Raw genomic sequence first — 16,328 nt, 5'->3', positions numbered from 1 at the left:
GCTGCTATCGCTTGGGCGATTGACCCGGTTCGGGAGGAGCGCGATGACACTCGAGACCGCGACGGCCCTATCGTCCTCCGAGCAGAAGACCGCCCGCACGGGGTTGATCGAGGCGGCCGCCGAGATCGTCGGGCAGCAGGGCGGACCGGGCGGCTTCGTGCGCGACCTGTTCGGGCGCGTCACGCCGGAGGATCTGGCCCCCTACCCCGCCGATGCCCTGGCCGACCTCGCCGTTCGGGCCCGGGCGTTCCTGGCCGATCCGCGCCGGCCGGGCGACCCTGCCCGTATGCGCCTGAGCGACGCCGAACTTGTCCGGGACGGGCGGCGCCGTGAGGTGACCATCCTCGAGGTCATCAACGACAACCGCGCGTTTCTCCTCGATTCGACCCTGGCCGAACTGGCCGAGCGGGGCTTGTCGCCGGACCTCGTGGCGCACCCGATCCTGGGCGTCGAGCGGGATGCCGGCGGCGCCCTGATCCGCGTGGTCGGCGAGACCACGGCGGATGCCCATGGCAGCCTCGCCCGCGAGAGCTTCATCCACATCCACCTCGATCGTCTGGATACCGAGACCGGCGAACGGCTGCTGGAGGCCCTGGCAGCGGTCTACCGTGACGTCGCCCTGGCGAGCGACGACCACGACGCCATGCTGGCGCGCCTGAAGGATCTTGTCGCGCAACTCGGCCGTTCGCCCAGCCCGATGCCGGAGGACGAAAGCGCGGAGGCGCGCGCCTTCCTGGAATGGCTGATCGATGGCCAGTTCCTGCTGCTCGGGATGCAGGAGCATGGGATCGACGGCGAGGCCCACCCCCTGGTGCCGGGATCGAGCCTTGGCGTGCTGCGCAACCCCGGAGCCACGCCGCTTCGACGGGGCCGGACGCCGGTGGATTACACGCCGGAGATCCTGGCCTTCCTGGAGGAGCCGCAGCCGCTCATCATCACCAAGGCGAGCGTAAAATCTCGCGTCCACCGCTCCGCCTATCTCGATTACGTCGGCGTCAAGCTGTTCTCGGGGACGGGCAAGCTCTCGGGCGAGGTGCGGATCGTCGGCCTGTTCACCGCCGCCGCCTACACGAGCCCCGCCCGCGAGGTGCCGGTGCTGCGCCGGAAGGTCGAGGCCGTCGTCGCCCGCGCCGGGCTCGATCCGACCAGTCATGCCGGCCGCAGCCTGCTGGCGGTGCTGGAGAGCTATCCGCGCGACGAGCTGTTCCAGATCGACGGCGAGCGGCTGTATCGGTTCACCCTGGCCATCGCCAACCTCGCCGACCGGCCTCGGATCCGCGTTCTGTCACGGCCGGACCGGTTCGGCCGCTTCGTCTCGCTCCTCGTCTACGTGCCGAAGGACCGCTACGACTCGACGGTGCGGGCGCGGATCGGCGCCTACCTCGCCGAGACCTATGGCGGACGGCTGAGCGCCGCCTATCCGGACTTTCCGGAGGGCCCCCTCGCCCGAACCCACTACATCGTCGGACTGCCCGATCAGGGCGCTCCCGAGATTGATCCGGCGAGCCTTGAAGCTGGCATCGCCGCGCTCATCCGGACCTGGGGCGATGCCCTGCGCAACGCCCTTGCGGAGCGCCACGGTGGCGACCGGGCACGCCTCCTCGCTGGCCGGTACGCGGAGGCGTTCTCGGCCGCCTACCGCGACACCTTCCAGCCGGATGTCGCCGTCGAGGACGTTGCGATCCTGGAGGGCCTGAGCGCAACGCAGCCGCGCGCCGTGCATCTCGGCCGCCGCGGGTCGGATGCCGCCGCGCAGGTTCGCATGAAAGTCTTCTCGCGTGGGACCGCGATCGCCCTCTCGGACCGGGTGCCCGCCCTGGAGAATTTCGGGTTCCGCGTCATCAACGAGCGCACCTATCGGATCGTGCCGGCGGGCGCCACCGAGGCCGATCGGGTCTGGCTGCACGACATGCTGCTCGAACGCGCGAGCGGCGCCCCGATCGAACTGGCCGATCTGGAGCAACCCCTCGAAGCCGCGCTGCTTGCGATCGCGGAGGGCCTGGCCGAATCCGACGGCTACAACCGACTCATCCTGGAAGCGGCATTGGATTGGCGGGAGGCCGCGCTCCTGCGGGCCTTCGGGCGCTACCTGCGCCAGCTGCGCATCCGCTACGGCCAGGATTACCTCGCCGGAACCCTGAGCCGGCAGCCCGGCATCGCCCGGGCGCTGGTGGACCTCTTTCGGATCCGGTTCGACCCCGCCGCCGAGGGCGATCGCACCGCCCGCTCGGCGGAGGTGCGTGCCGGCATCGAGGACGCGCTCGCGGACGTCACCAGCCTCGACGACGACCGGATCCTGCGCCGGTTCGTCAACCTCGTTGAGGCGGCGGTGCGGACCAACTTCTTCCAGAAAGGTGCAGACGGGAAGCCGCGGGAGACGATCAGCTTCAAATTCGCCTGCGCGAAGGTGGCGGCGATGCCGCTGCCGCGGCCGCTGTTCGAGATCTTCGTCTACTCGCCCCGTGTGGAGGGCGTGCATCTGCGCTTCGGCTACGTCGCCCGCGGCGGCCTGCGCTGGTCCGACCGGCCGGAGGATTTCCGCACGGAGATTCTGGGGCTCGTGAAGGCCCAGCAGGTGAAGAACGCCGTGATCGTGCCGGTCGGCGCCAAGGGCGGCTTCTTTCCGAAGCGCTTGCCGCCGCCCACAGACCGCGCCGCCTGGATGCAGGAGGGCACTGAGAGCTACCGGATCTTCATCCGCACGCTCCTCGAACTCACCGACAACATCGTCGACAACGCCATCGTGCCCCCGCCCGACACGGTGCGGCACGACCCCGACGACGCCTATCTCGTGGTCGCCGCCGACAAGGGCACCGCGACGTTTTCCGACATCGCCAACGCGCTGTCGCTGGAGAAGGGTCATTGGCTCGGCGACGCCTTCGCGTCCGGCGGCAGCCAGGGCTACGACCACAAGGGCATGGGCATCACGGCCCGCGGCGCCTGGGAGGCGGTGCGCCGCCACTTCCGCGAGATCGACGTCGATGTGCAGATCGACCCGATCACCGTGGTCGGCGTCGGCGACATGTCGGGCGACGTGTTTGGCAACGGCATGCTGCTCTCAGAGAGCATCCGGCTGATCGCGGCCTTCGACCACCGGGACATCTTCCTCGATCCGAACCCCGATGCGGCGCGGAGCTTCGTTGAGCGGCGGCGGCTGTTCGATCTCGGCCGCTCCTCCTGGGCGGATTACGACCGGGGCCTGCTCTCCCAGGGCGGCGGCGTCTTTTCGCGTAGCCTGAAGACCATCCCGCTCTCCGCGGAGGTTCGGGCCGCCCTGGGCTTCGATCGCGCCGAGGCCACGCCCGCCGAGCTGATGCAGGCGATCCTGAAGGCGCCGGCCGACCTGCTGTGGTTCGGCGGCATCGGCACCTATGTCCGCGCCACCACCGAGACCGACGACGATGCCGGCGACCGGGCCAACGACGCCGTGCGCATCACCGGGCCTGAGCTGCGGGCGAAGGTGATCGGCGAGGGCGCCAATCTCGGCCTGACCCAGCGCGGGCGCATCGAAGCGGCGCGGGCGGGCGTCCGGCTCAACACCGACGCGATCGACAACTCGGCCGGCGTCAACACCTCGGACGTCGAGGTGAACATCAAGATCGCCCTGATGACGCCCGAACGCGACGGGCGCCTCAGCTGCGAGGCCCGCAACACGCTGCTGGCCGCCATGACCGAGGAGGTCGGCCGCCTCGTCCTGCGCAACAACGCATTGCAGACGCTCGCGCTGTCGCTGGCCCAGCGCGGCGGCCTCGGCGAGACCGGCTTCGCCATGCGGACCATGCAGGCGCTGGAGGCGGAAGGACGCCTCGACCGGGCGGTCGAGTTCCTACCGGACGACGCCGCGCTGACCGAGCGCCTGCGCCGCAACGAGGGGCTGACCCGTCCGGAATACGCCGTGCTGCTGGCCTACGCGAAGCTGTCGCTGCACGACGCGATCCTCGACAGCGCCGTGCCGAACGACCCGTATTTCGAGCGGGAATTGCAGCGCTACTTCCCGAAAGCCCTGCGCGAGCAGTTCCCCGACGCCGTGAAGGGGCATCGGCTGCGCCGTGAGATCATTTCGACCGCGCTCGCCAACATCATCGTCAACCGCGGCGGCCCATCCCTGGTGACTCGACTCGTGGACGGGACCGGCGCCGACGCCGCGACCATCGCCAAGGCCTACGCGGTCACCCGCGATGCGTTCGGCCTGATGGAACTCAACCGCGCCATCGACGGCTTGGCGGGTCGGATTTCGGGTCAGGGTCAGCTCGGCCTCTACGCCGAGGTGCAGGATCTGCTGATGAACCGGATCGTCTGGTTCATCCGCAACCTCGATCTCACCGGCGGCCTGGCCCCGGTGGTGGCGCGTTACCGCGACGGCATCGCGGCGGTGGAGGCGGCCTTGCCGAAGGCCCTCGACGAGACCGCGCGGTCGGCGATCGATGCGCGCACGGACGAACTCGCCGGCCTCGGCATGGCCCCGGCCCAGGCCCGGCGGCTCGCCTCGCTCACCGCCCTCGTCTCCGCGCCGGATATCGTGCGGGTGGCCGAAGCGAGCGGCCGGCCGGTGGAGGAGGTCGCGGCGACGCATTTCGCCCTCGAACACGCCTTCCGCCTCGACGACTTGGCCGCGGCGGCGCGCAAGGTCCCCGTGGCGGACACGTTCGATCGCGTCGCCTTGGAGCGCGCCGCGGCCGGGATCGCCGTCGCCCATCGCAAGATGACCGCGGAGGTCGTGGCGGATCTCGGCGCCGGGCCGGAGGCGGTGGAGGCCTGGGCGAAGGCCCGGGGCGCCGCACTCACCCGCATCCGCGATGCGGTGGACGCGATCCGCGCCTCGGGCCTGACGGTGTCCAAGGCGACCGTCGCGGCGAGTCTGCTCGGCGATCTCGCGCGGTCCGGCTAGCGTACAAGCACAGACCGGACCGCTTCATGACCAGGCGGCGTGCTGATACGTCGACGACGCAGACTCAATCTGCGATTCGCGCCGGCAGCAATCACCATGGCACGCATGATCGCAATGGTTCTACTTGTCGTATCCTTGTGCTTGCTGATTTGGTCGATCACAGATCACATCGACAGCTGCGTGTCTGACCCGAATCGGACGGCTGACCCGACTCAGTGCTGAACACGGGCGGGATCGGTCTCGACGAGCTCAGGCCCCCGGCGCAGAGGTGGAGATCATGCGCCGCCCGGAGCGGCTGACCGCCGTCAGGGTCAGGCCGAGGCCGATCAGCGACACGGCCGCCGCGATCAGCGGCAGTTCCCCGTAGCCGATGCCGAACGTCAGGGCGGTGCCGCCGATCCAGGCGCCCGTGGCGTTGCCCAGGTTGAACGCCCCCTGGTTCAACGTGGAAGCGAGGTTCGGCGCGTCACTCGCCGCTTCGACCACCCAGATCTGCAGCGGCGAGACCAGCGCGAAGACGAGGCCGGACCAGAGGACCAACACCGCGATCGTCGCGATCGGATGGTGCGCCACGCCCACGAGCACCAGCAGCACGGCCACGATGCCGAGGAAGCTGCCGATGATGGTGGCCATCTGCCCCCGATCAGCGAAGCGGCCGCCCGCGAGGTTCCCGATGGTCAGGCCGGTGCCGGCGGCGAAGAGGACGCCGGTCACGCCCTGCGGCGAGAACCCGCTGACATTGATCAGGAACGGCGTGATGTAGGTGAACACCGTGAAAAAGCTCACGGAGGATAGCGTCGAGATCAGCATCGGCCGCAGTACCGGCCAGCGCCCGAGGGCCCGGAATTCGCTGAGGAGACGTCCGCGCGTGCCGGGCAGGCCGGCAGGCACGCAGAGCTGGATCGCAAGGCCCGCCGCCAGCCCGATCACCACCACCGCCCAGAAGGTCGAACGCCAGCCCGCCTGCTGCCCGAGGGCCGTGCCGAGGGGTACGCCGAGGACGTTCGCAAGGGTAAGCCCTGCGAACATCAGGGCGACGGCCTGTGTCCGCTTCTCCCGCGGCACCAGATCCCGCGCCACGACGGCCCCGATCCCGAAGAAGGCCCCATGGGCGAAGGCCGTGAGAATCCGCGCCGCCATCAGCAGGTTGTAGGTCGGCGCCAGGGCGCAGCCGAGGTTGCCGGCCAGGAACACGCCGATCAAAGCGAGCAACGCGGTCTTGCGGGGGAGGCGCGCGGTGGCGATCGCCACGACAGGCGCGCCCACGACCACCCCCATCGCGTAGCCCGAAACGAGATAGCCCGCCTGCGGGATGGTGACGCCGAAACTGTGCGCCACCTCCGGGAGCAGGCCCATGATCACGAATTCGGTGGTGCCGATCCCGAAGGAGGCGACGGCAAGGGCAAGGATTGGCAGGGGCGGCAAGGCCAGGCTCTCGGGCGCAGGGGGTTCGCTCGATGGTGCGAAGCAACATGCGCAGGATGGCAGCCTTCAGCTGCCTGCCAAGCCGCGGGCACGCGGCGCACGGTTGCGCGACGCGCAGGCGCCTGGAACAACACCCGGGAGACGCGGAAGCGCGGCCGCGTCGCTATTCCGCCGAGGCCTTCTTCCGGCCGCGCGCCTTCGTCGGTGCTGCGGGCGGTGCGTCTTTCGGTGCCTCGCGAGAGGTCGTCTCCGGCGCACCGTTATATTTGCGTCGCTGCTGACCCAGCCCGAGGGCCCGGGCCAGCTCCGAGCGCTGCGCCGAGTAGCTCTCCGCGGTCATGGGGTAATCCCGCGGCAGGCCCCATTTGGCGCGGTAGGCCTCGGGCGACAGCCCGCGCAAGGTGAGATGTCGACGCAAAGTCTTGTAGGGCTTTCCGTCTTCGAAGCTGACGAGATGGTCCTTCGTAATCGACTTTCGGATTTGCGCCGGGGTTATTTTCTCGACCGGCGCGTTCGAGCCCTGACCCGTATCGGCAAGCTGGTTCAGAGCCCCGTGAACGACCCCGATCAACCCAGGAAGATCGGTCGAGGGCACCGAATTGTTCGACACATAGGCCGCGACGATATCAACCGCCAGCTCTACGCGGCCCGAATGTTCGCTTTCTACATTCCCGATCATGGTCGACCCCTATCATCGTGAATATCCGGATCGATCAATCCCTACTGGATGCGATCGAAATCTGTCTGATCCTAGCGGATCCAGGTGCGAAGCTCAATCGGATCGTTGCTGCGACCAAACGAGCGCCTCGCAACTTTCGAATGCTGGTCCAATCCCCCGTTGACGCGACATTAACCACGGCAAGCTAGCTTGCATTAACCATACCGATGACCCGTCTTGGTTGCGGCGTGGACTATGAATCCCAGCAATTGCCGCCGGGATATTGGTGGAGACCGGGATCAAGTGCGGACGGCGCGGACTGATCGGCGGGGCCGGCATGAGAAGCGATTGGCCTACGCGGCCCTCGCGCTGGCGTTCGCGACCTCGCCGACCGCGGCGCAGCGCTTCGACGCGATCAGCCCCGTCACCGGCCAGCCGGACAATCCGGGCTCCGGCCTCGATACGGCGCCGAACGGACTTCCGGCCCTGAGGCGACGCCTGCCGGACGGGGGGTCGCTTGACGGCGGCCGGGCCTCGCCCAGCGGGGATACAGCGGGCGGCGACCAGATTGGGGGGGATAGCCTCCGCTCGCCGCTCTCGCCCCCGATCCCGGCGCAGGGACAGACGCAGCCAGGCACCTCGCAGCTCGACACGCGCGCCACCAGCGGCGGCCAGCGCACCGGCGGCAGCTCGACGGCGCCGAGCAACCTCGCGCCTTCGGCCCTGCTGCGGAACCGAGCCGCGCCGCCGCGTCGGCTCGGCTCGGCGACCCGCAGGATCACCCAGGAGATCACCCAGGTCCCGCCCCCGGCCATCGGGCTCACGCCGATCATCCAGCAGCCGGTCGTCGGCGTTCCGCTGCCGCCACAGGCCGCCCCGCAATTCCGGCCGATCCTGCCGCTCCTCGCCAACACCCCGGCTCTGGGGCTCCTGACGCCGGGCTTCATCCTCGGGACAGATCTCGCGCGGCCGATCCCGACAGATCCCGCCTATGCGCCGATCGGCTATCAGGTCGGCAGCTTCACGATCCTGCCGAGCTTCGCGCAGAGCCTTGGATACGACTCGAACCCGGACCAGACGTCCCGGCAATACGCCAAGGGATCGGTGGCCCTGCGCACCGATGCGGCGGTCGATTTCCAGAGCAACTGGGCGTCCAGTTCGTTGCAGGGCTCCCTGCGCGGCGCGTATCTGGAGACGCCGCAGAATGAGGCGGCGAGCCGGCCCGCCGCAGATGGCGTGGTGCGGTATCGGCTCGACGCGGATCGCGATCTCCACATCGACGCCGAGGGCCGGTTCCTGGTCGATACCCAGCGCACCGGGAACCCCAATCTTCAGGTCGCCAATCTGCAGGCCGCCACGGCCACCGGTCGGCCGCTGCTCGCCGTCTACGGCGCGTCGCTCGGCGCCACCGAGACCTTCAACCGCCTGTCCGTTACCCTCCGCGGCTCGATCGACCGCTCGGAATTCGACAATGCCCGGCTGTCCGACGGGACGATCATCAACCAGGCCGACCGTAACCTCAACCAATACAGCTTGCAGTTGCGCACGGCCTACGAGGTCAATCCGGATTTCAGTCCCTTCATCGACATCCTCGGCGATACGCGGGTCTACGATCTGAGGCGCGATCAGAACGGCATACGGCGCGACTCGGACGGGATCTCACTGCTGGTCGGCGCGAGCTTCGGCCTGCTGCGCACGCTGACCGGCGAGATCTCGGCGGGCGTGCAGCACCGCGAATACGTCGATCCCAGTTTGCGCAGCATCGACGCGCCGCTGATCAACGCCGCCCTGGTCTGGTCGATGAGCCCGCTCACGACCGTCCGCCTCACCGCAGCCACGGGCATCACCGAGACGACGATCCCAGGATCCAGCGGCATCCTCACCGATGTCGCGACGCTGGAGGTTCAGCACGATCTGTTCCGCAACCTCTCGATCGTGCTCGGCGGCTCGTTCCTGCGGAACGATTACCAGGGCAGCACGATCCGCGAGAACGGAGTCTCGGCCACGGCACGCCTCGACTACCATCTCACCCGGTGGCTCACCCTGCGGGGGACCTACATCTACCAGGAGATCCACAGCACGGTCGCCGGGGCGAGCTTCAGCGACAACACACTGCTGTTCGGCGTGCGGGTGAATCCGTAGGCGCGCTCAGAACCGCTCCACCCAGGGACGCAACTCCATTTCCGTCGACCAGGCGCTGCGGTCCTGCCGCAGCAAGTCCCGGTAGGACCGGGCGATGGCATCCGGATCGAGATGGCTGTCGGGCGCGTCCGTGGGCTCGCCGCCGCGGGTCGGATTCCGGATGGCGCCGTCGATGACGATGTGCGCCACGTGGATCCCCTGCGGCTGCAATTCGCGCGCGAGACTCTGACCGAGCCCGCGCAGGGCGAACTTACCCATTGCGAAGGGTGCCGAGCCGGCAAACCCCTTCACGCTGGCCGAGGCGCCGGTCAGGAGGATCGCTCCGTGGCGATGCGGCAGCATACGCCGAGCGGCGGCCTGCGCCACCAGGAACCCGCCGTAGGCCGTCACCATGAGCGCGTCCGCGACGGCCGCCGGATCGAGGTCGGCGACAGCGCCGCGTAGCCGGCCGCTGGCGTTGTAGACGACCACATCGGGCGTGCCCCCGAGCGCCGGCTCCAGGCGTGCGAACAACGCCTCGACCGCCTCCGGGCGGCTCGCATCGCAGGCGTGGACGATGGCGCCGGTCTCAGCGGCCAGGGACGCGAGCTTGCCGACGTTGCGCGCGGCGAGACCCACCTTGAGGCCATCCGCGGCGAGGAGCCGAGCCAGAGATGCGCTGAGGCCGGAGCCGGCACCGACGATCAAGGCACGGGAATAGCTCGGTATCATGATCGAATCCCCTCAAACACGTCTGGCCGCGAAGAAGACCCGGAGAAGCTCCGCTGCTTCACGCTCGCGGAAACCACCATAAACCTCCGGCGCGTGATGGCAGGTCGGCTGATTGAAGACGCGTGGCCCATGCTCGACGCCGCCGCCCTTCGGATCGGAAGCGCCATAATAGAGGCGCCGGATCCGCGCGAACGAGATGGCCCCCGCGCACATCGGGCAGGGTTCCAGGGTCACGTAGAGATCGCAGCCGGTCAGGCGCTCATCGCCGATCGCCACGCAGGCCGCGCGGATCGCCAGGATCTCCGCGTGCGCAGTCGGATCGTGCAGGGTCCGCGGCAGGTTGTGGGCGACGGCCAGGACGGATCCGTCCCGGACCACGACGGCCCCCACGGGGACCTCGCCAGCTGCCGCCGCCCGGCGGGCCGCCGCGAAGGCCTGATCGAAGGCGCTGGTCGCGCCCAGCCGAGAGGCCGAATCAGGCGCCATCGTGCGGACAGCCATCCCGACGGGACCAACGGACCGGGCTCAAACAGTTGATCCAGAGCAATGTTAAGGGCTGGAACATTCGCGCGACCGTGACCGTTTTAAGCATCTCGTGCGGCGCCGCCGCAGGAATACAAGAAAGACAACGCCATGAGCAGCACCACCGACAAGATCAAGGGCGCCGCCAACGAGGCCCTCGGCAAGGCCAAGCAGGGTCTCGGCGACGTGACCGGCAACGACAAGATGAAGGCGGAAGGTGCGGCTCAGGAGCTCAAGGGCAAGACCCAGAGCACGGTGGGAGATGCCAAGGACACCGTGAAGTCGGCGACCGACAAGCTCTGATCGACGCAGGACGTTCGGAACGGGACCCGCCGCTGGCGGGTTCCCACCCATGACCGGCTTGAACAACGCGAGGATGCCATGATCGGTTGGGCTGTCACATTTCTCGTCGTCGCGCTCATCGCGGCTCTGCTCGGCTTCGGCGGCATCGCCGGCACTGCCATGGAGGCTGCCAAGGTCGTCTTCTTCGTGGCGATCGCGCTGTTCCTCATCTCCGCCGTGTTCGGCGTGATGCGCGGCCGCTCGCCCAGACTCTAGGACAGCGGGTTCGGCGCCAGGGACACACACGCGGTGTTCCTTTGCGACCTGAAGCTGCGGATCGATGGCGCAATACGGGGTGGCTCCGGCGGAGCCGCCCCGTATTGCGTGGGCGGTTTCCCGGGCACGGTCCGGAAAGTCCTGTCTCGCCTGTCGTAAGCGGCTCTGGTAAGGGCCGGGCATGAGCGACATGCCGAACGACGACAAACCGGAGGATCACACCCGTCCGGACACGGAAACCGCACAATCGAAGGCCTGGACCCCGGCAACGGATGCCGGCAGCGCCATCGATCCGGCGGAGATCGTGGCGAAGCCTGTGCCCGAGAAGCGGCGACAGAAGCAGCCGGCCTCCGATCCTGTGGCCGACGGCCCGCCAGCCGATCTTGCCGACACCGTCACGCCTCCGGGGGAGCGTATCGCCAAGGCGATGGCGCGGGCCGGCATTGCGTCACGGCGCGATGCCGAAGCCATGATTCTGGCGGGCCGGGTCTTGGTCAATGGCGAGACCCTGAGCTCACCGGCCCGCAACATCACGGAGGACGACACGATCCTGATCGACGGCGAGCCGATGCCGTCGCGGGAACGCAGTCGCCTGTGGATCTTCCACAAGCCGCGCGGCGTCGTGACGACGGCCCGCGATCCGGAGGGACGCCAGACGGTGTTCGACGTCCTCCCCGAGGATCTGCCCCGGGTCGTGGCGGTCGGGCGTCTCGACATCAACACAGAGGGGCTTCTGCTCCTCACCAACGACGGTGGCCTGGCGAAGGTGATCGCCCATCCGGACACGGGCTGGCTGCGGCGCTACCGGGTCCGGGCCCATGGCGACACCGATCAGGCCCAGCTCGACAAGCTTGCCAAGGGTGTGACGATCGACGGCATGGAGTACGGCCCGGTGGAGGCCACCCTGGACCGTGTGCAGGGCGACAACGTCTGGCTGACGCTCGGCCTGCGTGAAGGCAAGAACCGCGAGGTCAAGCGGATCCTCGAACATCTCGGCCTTTCGGTGAACCGGCTGATCCGGTTGTCCTTCGGTCCGTTCCAGCTCGGCGATCTCGAAGTCGGCCTCGTGGAGGAGGTCCGCACCCGGGTTCTCAAGGATCAGCTGGGCAAATCGCTGGCCGAGCAGGCCGGCGTCGATTTCGACAGTCCGGTGCGTGAGCCGATCCCGCCGTTCGGCGGGCCCAAGGTGGCCGAGCGCGGTTCGCCGCCGGCTCAACCGGGTGGCGGGACCCGGCGCAACGCCGCGCGGCCCGCCCCGACACCACGCGTCTCGACCGGCGGGTCTGGTTCCGGTCCGCGCAAGGCCGCGTGGCGCGACGAGGAGGCCGACAAGCCGCGAGGCACCCGCATTCCCCGCCGCGGAGCAGATCCGCGGGTTGCACAGGCGGCCGCCGCCGAGCGTGGTCGTGAGCGCGTCGGCTCGATCAAAGCCGGGGATCGCCGGGTCGTGGTAGAGCGCCTGGCCGCGACCCCCGTCGAGGCCCCGCCGGCGGAGAAGCCGCGCCGCCGCTACGCTGATCAGGGCCCGTCCGAGCGCCCCCAGCGCGGCTCCGGTGCGCGGCCTGCCGGTCGTGCGGATGGGGCCCGGTCCGAGCGCGGATCCGCCCGCGACGGCGAGCGGAATTCGACGTTCCGGGGTGCGCGCGATGGCGGCGATCGTCCGAACCGGCCGCCAACGCGCGCGTCCGATTTCCAGCGGGGCGATGCCCGCCAGGACGAGCGACGGGGTCCGAGGGGTGCGTCAGGCGCGGGGGCGCGGCGGGACCAGGGCGCCGACGATGCTGCGGGCGCTTCGCGCGGCAAAGGCGGCTTCCGCGCTCAGCGGTCTGGACCGGAAAGCGGTAGACCGGGCTTCGGTGGGCCAAAACCTGGCGGCTCGCGACCGGGCGGTAAGCCCGGCGGTTTCGCCGGGAAGGGACCGGGCCGCGGCGGCCCCGGCGGCAGCGGTAAACCCGGTGGACGCCCTGGCGGCGCACGGGGTGGTCAGAAGCCCGCTGGTGGGCGCCCGCCACGCGGAACGCGATGAGGATCGTCGGCGGCACGTGGCGCGGCCGCACGCTTGCGGCTCCGCGCACCGATTCCATCCGCCCGACCTCGGATCGTCTCCGCGAATCCCTGTTCAACATACTGACGCACGCCTACGACGCCGCCTTCGCGGGGGCCCGGGTGCTGGACCTCTTTGCCGGGACCGGGGCGCTGGGCTTCGAGGCGCTCTCGCGGGGCGCGACCTACGCGCTGCTGGTTGATGAAGGCGCTGAGGCCCGCGCCGTGATCCGGTCGAACATCGAGACGCTTGGTGCGGAGGGCGTGACGCGGTTGTTCCGCCGCGACGCGACCCGGCTCGGTCCGGCCGGAACGGCAGGGCAATTCTCACTGGTGTTCTGCGATCCACCCTATGAACGCGATCTCGCACCCCGGGCGCTCGCGAGCGCAGCTGCAGGTGCATGGCTCGCACCCGGTGCCCTCGTGGTTGTCGAGGAAGCCGAGACCGTGCAGCTTGTCTTGCCTGAAGGATTCGCGGTGCTCGAGCGTCGCGTCTACGGCGACACCGCCATCACCCTCGCGCGCTTCGCCGCCTGACTGCGCTTCAGCCGGCCTTCAGCAACTCTACCCCGGGACCGAAATGGATCGCGAGCCAGACAGTCGGCGACTCCGTGCGTTCGACCCGGTGGCGACGATGCGGCGCGATCAACAGGGCATCACCCGCGACGAGCCGACGAGGCACAGCCTCGTCCGCGAAACGCAAGTCGGCGGAGCCCGAAAGGACCGCGACCCACTCGGTATGTGGCTGATCGTAGTGAAAGCCCGGCGGACTTGCTTGTCCGGTTGAGACGACCCGTTCCACACGCAAGCTTGGTGCGGCAAGCAGGACGGACACCACTTCCTCCGCGGCGTCGCAGGGAAGATCGGCGAAGAGGTTGATGATATCCGTCGGAGGTCGGTTCATCGTCTCCTCATAGCGGGCCGCAGTCCGAAAGTCGGCTGCGGCCTCGTCGGCGGCTGGAAGTCTTCAGGCGCTCGGTGCGGTACCGCGCGCCGCGGCCTCCTCCGGTGCCGACCCGTCATGAGTCCGGTTAAAGCCGATTCGTGCGGCGGATTTCACGAGGCTCAAGACGTCGCGGCGCATCTGATCGTCGCCAATCTGGTTGTAGGCGCGCAGAAGCTCGACGGCCCCAGAGATCCGGAGAAGCGACGGGCCATTTTCGGTCGCGCTCGCGGGTTCGGGCTCGAAGAAGCTCGACACCGGAACGCCAAGCCGCTCGGCGATCGCCTGCAGGCGGCCGGCGCCGACGCGGTTCTTGCCAGTCTCGTACTTCTGGACCTGCTGGAAGCTCACACCTAGAGCGCTGGCGAGGGCCGACTGGCTTAACCCGTTCGCCGCGCGCAGGAACGCGATGCGGCTGCCGACGCCGTGATCGATGGCCGTGGTCTGCTTCGGCTTAGGACTTGGCTTGGCCATAGGTGGGTGTCCGAACGTCGTCTCAGTTGGCGGGCATGGGCAGGTCAGACCCGCACCGCCGACTACAACGCTTAGCTGCTACATCGCGCGGCACAGATTCTGGCCTCGACGCAGTAGATGCCACAGCCAAGCCCGACGTGCAACGAAAGGTCACGCTTGCGACATCTAAGATACCCAAGATGCGGCGTTGGTAGGCGAAATGCCTGTGCGCGCGCTGCCAAATCAGGGTGAACGAACTTATTATACACTCACGAATCTACGTAGGACACGACCATCGAATATTTGCTGTCACGCGAAATGGTTGGCACATGCCCGTCCCTTCGTAGGAGTTCGACTGGCGAGCATCCGGCTCCTGATAGGGCATTTCGGTAACGCGCAGGTGGCCCGGCCTCACGCGGCCGGACCAAGCCAATCGGTCACGATCGCAAGTTGGTGGTCGTCGAGGAGGGCGGGGGCGTGGCCGCAATCCGGAATCTCGATGCGCTCGGTCGGCGGTCCCCTCCCGGTCATCTCGTCGGCGGTCGAGGCGAGTAGCAGATCCGAATGCGCGCCGCGCAGCAGTAAGACCGGGCAGGTGATCGCATCCCAGTCGCGCCACATGCTGACGCTGTAGACCCGGCCGGGCCGGAAGGCGTCGCCGATGCCGGGATCATAGTGCGGCCGCCAACCGCCGTTCGGCTCCTGGAAGAAGCTGTGCTTCGCGATATGACGCCACTGCTCGTCGGTCAGCGGCCCGAACGACGCGAGCACCGTGCGCAGGCGCGACTCCCCCGATGCGAGGTTATGGTGCAGCCGCGGCGCGTCCCGCAGGCGCGAACCGATATGGCGGATCGGCGCCCAGGGCAGGAACGGGCCGATGTCGTTGATCACCATGCGGCGGATCGGCGTGTTGGCCGACGCGGCCAGGACCATGCCGGTCAGACCGCCGAGGGACGTGCCGACCCAATCGATCTTCCCGGTGATCTGCAGATGCGCGATGAGCGCCGCCATATCGGCGGCGTATTGTGGCAGGCCGTAGAGTTCCGGATCCTTGAGCCACCCGCTGAGACCCCGGCCTGGCAGGTCCGGGCAGACAACCCGGTAGCCCATCTTGGCCAGTCGGTAGCCGAGCGGATCGAAATCGCGGCCCTGGCGACTGAGCCCGTGGACGCACACAACCACGTGCGGCGAATCGGGCTCGCCCCACTCGACATACGCGATGCGATGAAAGTCGCGGGGCGCGTAGGCAAGGAAGTGACCGGTCCGGAACGGTACGTCGGCGCGGCTGAGATCGTCGAGCCGCGGCATCGACGGCGTCGAGGCGGTCAGGGACGCTGCTTCGAGGCTCACGGCTTTTCGGTGCGTGCGGCAGCCTCGCGGGCGAGTCGGCCAGTGGTCTGATGGAGATCGACCATCTGGTCGGTAAGCCGGCGTGACTGTTCCTGAAGGAAGGCCATGTTCAGGGCTGCGGCTTCCCGCGCATCGGCGGCCTTCGCGACGCGCTCGGCGAAGTCCAAGCTGGCTCGGACATTCGTATCGGTGGCGATCAGCATCCGGTGTCCGATCTCGCGCATCGCCGCCAAGGTGTGGACGGCATTGTCCTCGAAGGCGTTGTAGAGCCGAGCACCCGCCGCGTCCCATTGCTCGCGCATCCGGCGCGCCCCGGCAACGTTGCTGTCCGTGAGCTGGTGCGCCGTCTCGCGGCTGGAGCCCATCACCGAACGCCAGCCCTCAAAACTCTGCGCCATCGAAGTCTCGAAGGCATTCAAGGCCATTTCGCCGGCCTCAGCGAAGCGCTCGTAGGCTTCCCGGGCCCGCGCCACGCCGTTCTCGGCCAAGGCGCGTTGCGCCTGCGCGGAGACCATCGGCAGGTTGTCGTTCGCCACGCTTGCCATCCCTCCGTCGATGACTCGGGATAGCCCGGTCCTCAACCTCAGGGCATCCGCCAGCCCCGTCGCGCCGTCAACCATGCGTCGTGACAGAAT

Annotated in this window: 14 protein-coding genes; 6 read left to right on the top strand and 8 right to left on the bottom strand. The window is 68.7% G+C overall.

Annotated features, from left to right (window positions below; genetic code table 11):
- Window positions 1–43 precede the first annotated feature (43 nt).
- Complete coding sequence (locus BLQ49_RS06240) at window positions 44–4,888, top strand: NAD-glutamate dehydrogenase (RefSeq protein ID WP_091714238.1); 4,845 nt, start codon at window positions 44–46, stop codon at window positions 4,886–4,888.
- A gap of 249 nt (window positions 4,889–5,137) precedes the next feature.
- Here the strand turns inward: BLQ49_RS06240 and BLQ49_RS06235 are convergent, their stop codons facing one another.
- Window positions 5,138–6,313 (bottom strand): MFS transporter, encoded by a 1,176-nt coding sequence (locus BLQ49_RS06235; protein WP_091714237.1) that lies wholly within the window; start codon window positions 6,311–6,313, stop codon window positions 5,138–5,140.
- A gap of 163 nt (window positions 6,314–6,476) precedes the next feature.
- The gene (locus tag BLQ49_RS06230; protein WP_091714235.1) at window positions 6,477–6,992 is read right to left on the bottom strand and encodes a Ros/MucR family transcriptional regulator; all 516 of its coding nucleotides are present in this window, start codon (window positions 6,990–6,992) and stop codon (window positions 6,477–6,479) included.
- Between the two features lie 234 nt (window positions 6,993–7,226).
- Here BLQ49_RS06230 and BLQ49_RS06225 point away from each other — a divergent pair, with 234 nt between their 5' ends.
- On the top strand, window positions 7,227–9,113 hold the full coding sequence (locus BLQ49_RS06225; protein WP_091714234.1) for an outer membrane beta-barrel protein: 1,887 nt from the start codon (window positions 7,227–7,229) through the stop codon (window positions 9,111–9,113).
- A 6-nt stretch (window positions 9,114–9,119) separates the two neighbouring features.
- Here BLQ49_RS06225 and BLQ49_RS06220 read toward each other — a convergent pair whose 3' ends face one another.
- Window positions 9,120–9,824, bottom strand: coding sequence for an SDR family NAD(P)-dependent oxidoreductase (locus BLQ49_RS06220; protein WP_091714232.1), 705 nt, complete (start codon window positions 9,822–9,824; stop codon window positions 9,120–9,122).
- Window positions 9,825–9,836: 12 nt separating this feature from the next.
- Window positions 9,837–10,310 carry a nucleoside deaminase gene (locus tag BLQ49_RS06215; RefSeq protein ID WP_091714526.1) on the bottom strand — a complete coding sequence of 158 codons (474 nt, stop codon included), beginning with the start codon at window positions 10,308–10,310 and terminating at the stop codon, window positions 9,837–9,839.
- Between the two features lie 147 nt (window positions 10,311–10,457).
- Between BLQ49_RS06215 and BLQ49_RS06210 the strand changes: the two genes are divergently transcribed.
- From BLQ49_RS06210 to rsmD, 4 genes are all read left to right on the top strand, one after another.
- Window positions 10,458–10,649 (top strand): CsbD family protein, encoded by a 192-nt coding sequence (locus tag BLQ49_RS06210; protein WP_091714230.1) that lies wholly within the window; start codon window positions 10,458–10,460, stop codon window positions 10,647–10,649.
- A gap of 78 nt (window positions 10,650–10,727) precedes the next feature.
- Complete coding sequence (locus tag BLQ49_RS06205) at window positions 10,728–10,904, top strand: DUF1328 domain-containing protein (protein ID WP_091714228.1); 177 nt, start codon at window positions 10,728–10,730, stop codon at window positions 10,902–10,904.
- A gap of 181 nt (window positions 10,905–11,085) precedes the next feature.
- Complete coding sequence (locus BLQ49_RS06200) at window positions 11,086–12,930, top strand: pseudouridine synthase (protein ID WP_091714226.1); 1,845 nt, start codon at window positions 11,086–11,088, stop codon at window positions 12,928–12,930.
- The gene (gene rsmD, locus BLQ49_RS06195) at window positions 12,927–13,484 is read left to right on the top strand and encodes a 16S rRNA (guanine(966)-N(2))-methyltransferase RsmD (RefSeq protein ID WP_091714224.1); all 558 of its coding nucleotides are present in this window, start codon (window positions 12,927–12,929) and stop codon (window positions 13,482–13,484) included. Before BLQ49_RS06200 ends, rsmD begins: the two co-directional genes overlap by 4 nt.
- A gap of 7 nt (window positions 13,485–13,491) precedes the next feature.
- On the opposite strand, the gene BLQ49_RS06190 is transcribed toward rsmD, so the two are convergent.
- From BLQ49_RS06190 to BLQ49_RS06175, 4 genes are all read right to left on the bottom strand, one after another.
- Window positions 13,492–13,851, bottom strand: a complete 360-nt coding sequence (locus BLQ49_RS06190) for a cupin domain-containing protein (protein WP_091714222.1) — start codon at window positions 13,849–13,851, stop codon at window positions 13,492–13,494.
- A gap of 63 nt (window positions 13,852–13,914) precedes the next feature.
- A complete protein-coding gene (locus BLQ49_RS06185; protein WP_091714221.1) occupies window positions 13,915–14,364 on the bottom strand; it encodes a helix-turn-helix domain-containing protein in 450 nt (149 codons plus the stop codon).
- A 390-nt stretch (window positions 14,365–14,754) separates the two neighbouring features.
- Entirely contained in the window at window positions 14,755–15,693 is a 939-nt protein-coding gene (locus tag BLQ49_RS06180) for an alpha/beta fold hydrolase (protein WP_244507464.1), read from the bottom strand.
- Window positions 15,690–16,238 carry a phasin family protein gene (locus BLQ49_RS06175; protein ID WP_244507463.1) on the bottom strand — a complete coding sequence of 183 codons (549 nt, stop codon included), beginning with the start codon at window positions 16,236–16,238 and terminating at the stop codon, window positions 15,690–15,692. Before BLQ49_RS06175 ends, BLQ49_RS06180 begins: the two co-directional genes overlap by 4 nt.
- Window positions 16,239–16,328: the final 90 nt, after the last annotated feature.

Source organism: Methylobacterium phyllostachyos (assembly GCF_900103445.1).
GTDB classification, from domain to species: domain Bacteria; phylum Pseudomonadota; class Alphaproteobacteria; order Rhizobiales; family Beijerinckiaceae; genus Methylobacterium; species Methylobacterium phyllostachyos.
This window is presented reverse-complemented; position numbering and strand designations above follow the sequence as displayed.

Excerpts from the sequence above, each read along its gene's own strand:
- BLQ49_RS06240 (WP_091714238.1), top strand. The coding sequence starts at position 44 with ATGACACTCGAGACCGCGACGGCCCTATCGTCCTCCGAGCAGAAGACC.
- BLQ49_RS06230 (WP_091714235.1), bottom strand. The coding sequence starts at position 6,992 with ATGATCGGGAATGTAGAAAGCGAACATTCGGGCCGCGTAGAGCTGGCG.
- BLQ49_RS06225 (WP_091714234.1), top strand. The coding sequence starts at position 7,227 with ATGAATCCCAGCAATTGCCGCCGGGATATTGGTGGAGACCGGGATCAA.
- BLQ49_RS06220 (WP_091714232.1), bottom strand. The coding sequence starts at position 9,824 with ATGATACCGAGCTATTCCCGTGCCTTGATCGTCGGTGCCGGCTCCGGC.
- BLQ49_RS06215 (WP_091714526.1), bottom strand. The coding sequence starts at position 10,310 with ATGGCGCCTGATTCGGCCTCTCGGCTGGGCGCGACCAGCGCCTTCGAT.
- BLQ49_RS06210 (WP_091714230.1), top strand. The coding sequence starts at position 10,458 with ATGAGCAGCACCACCGACAAGATCAAGGGCGCCGCCAACGAGGCCCTC.
- BLQ49_RS06205 (WP_091714228.1), top strand. The coding sequence starts at position 10,728 with ATGATCGGTTGGGCTGTCACATTTCTCGTCGTCGCGCTCATCGCGGCT.
- BLQ49_RS06200 (WP_091714226.1), top strand. The coding sequence starts at position 11,086 with ATGAGCGACATGCCGAACGACGACAAACCGGAGGATCACACCCGTCCG.
- rsmD (WP_091714224.1), top strand. The coding sequence starts at position 12,927 with ATGAGGATCGTCGGCGGCACGTGGCGCGGCCGCACGCTTGCGGCTCCG.
- BLQ49_RS06190 (WP_091714222.1), bottom strand. The coding sequence starts at position 13,851 with ATGAACCGACCTCCGACGGATATCATCAACCTCTTCGCCGATCTTCCC.
- BLQ49_RS06185 (WP_091714221.1), bottom strand. The coding sequence starts at position 14,364 with ATGGCCAAGCCAAGTCCTAAGCCGAAGCAGACCACGGCCATCGATCAC.
- BLQ49_RS06175 (WP_244507463.1), bottom strand. The coding sequence starts at position 16,238 with ATGGCAAGCGTGGCGAACGACAACCTGCCGATGGTCTCCGCGCAGGCG.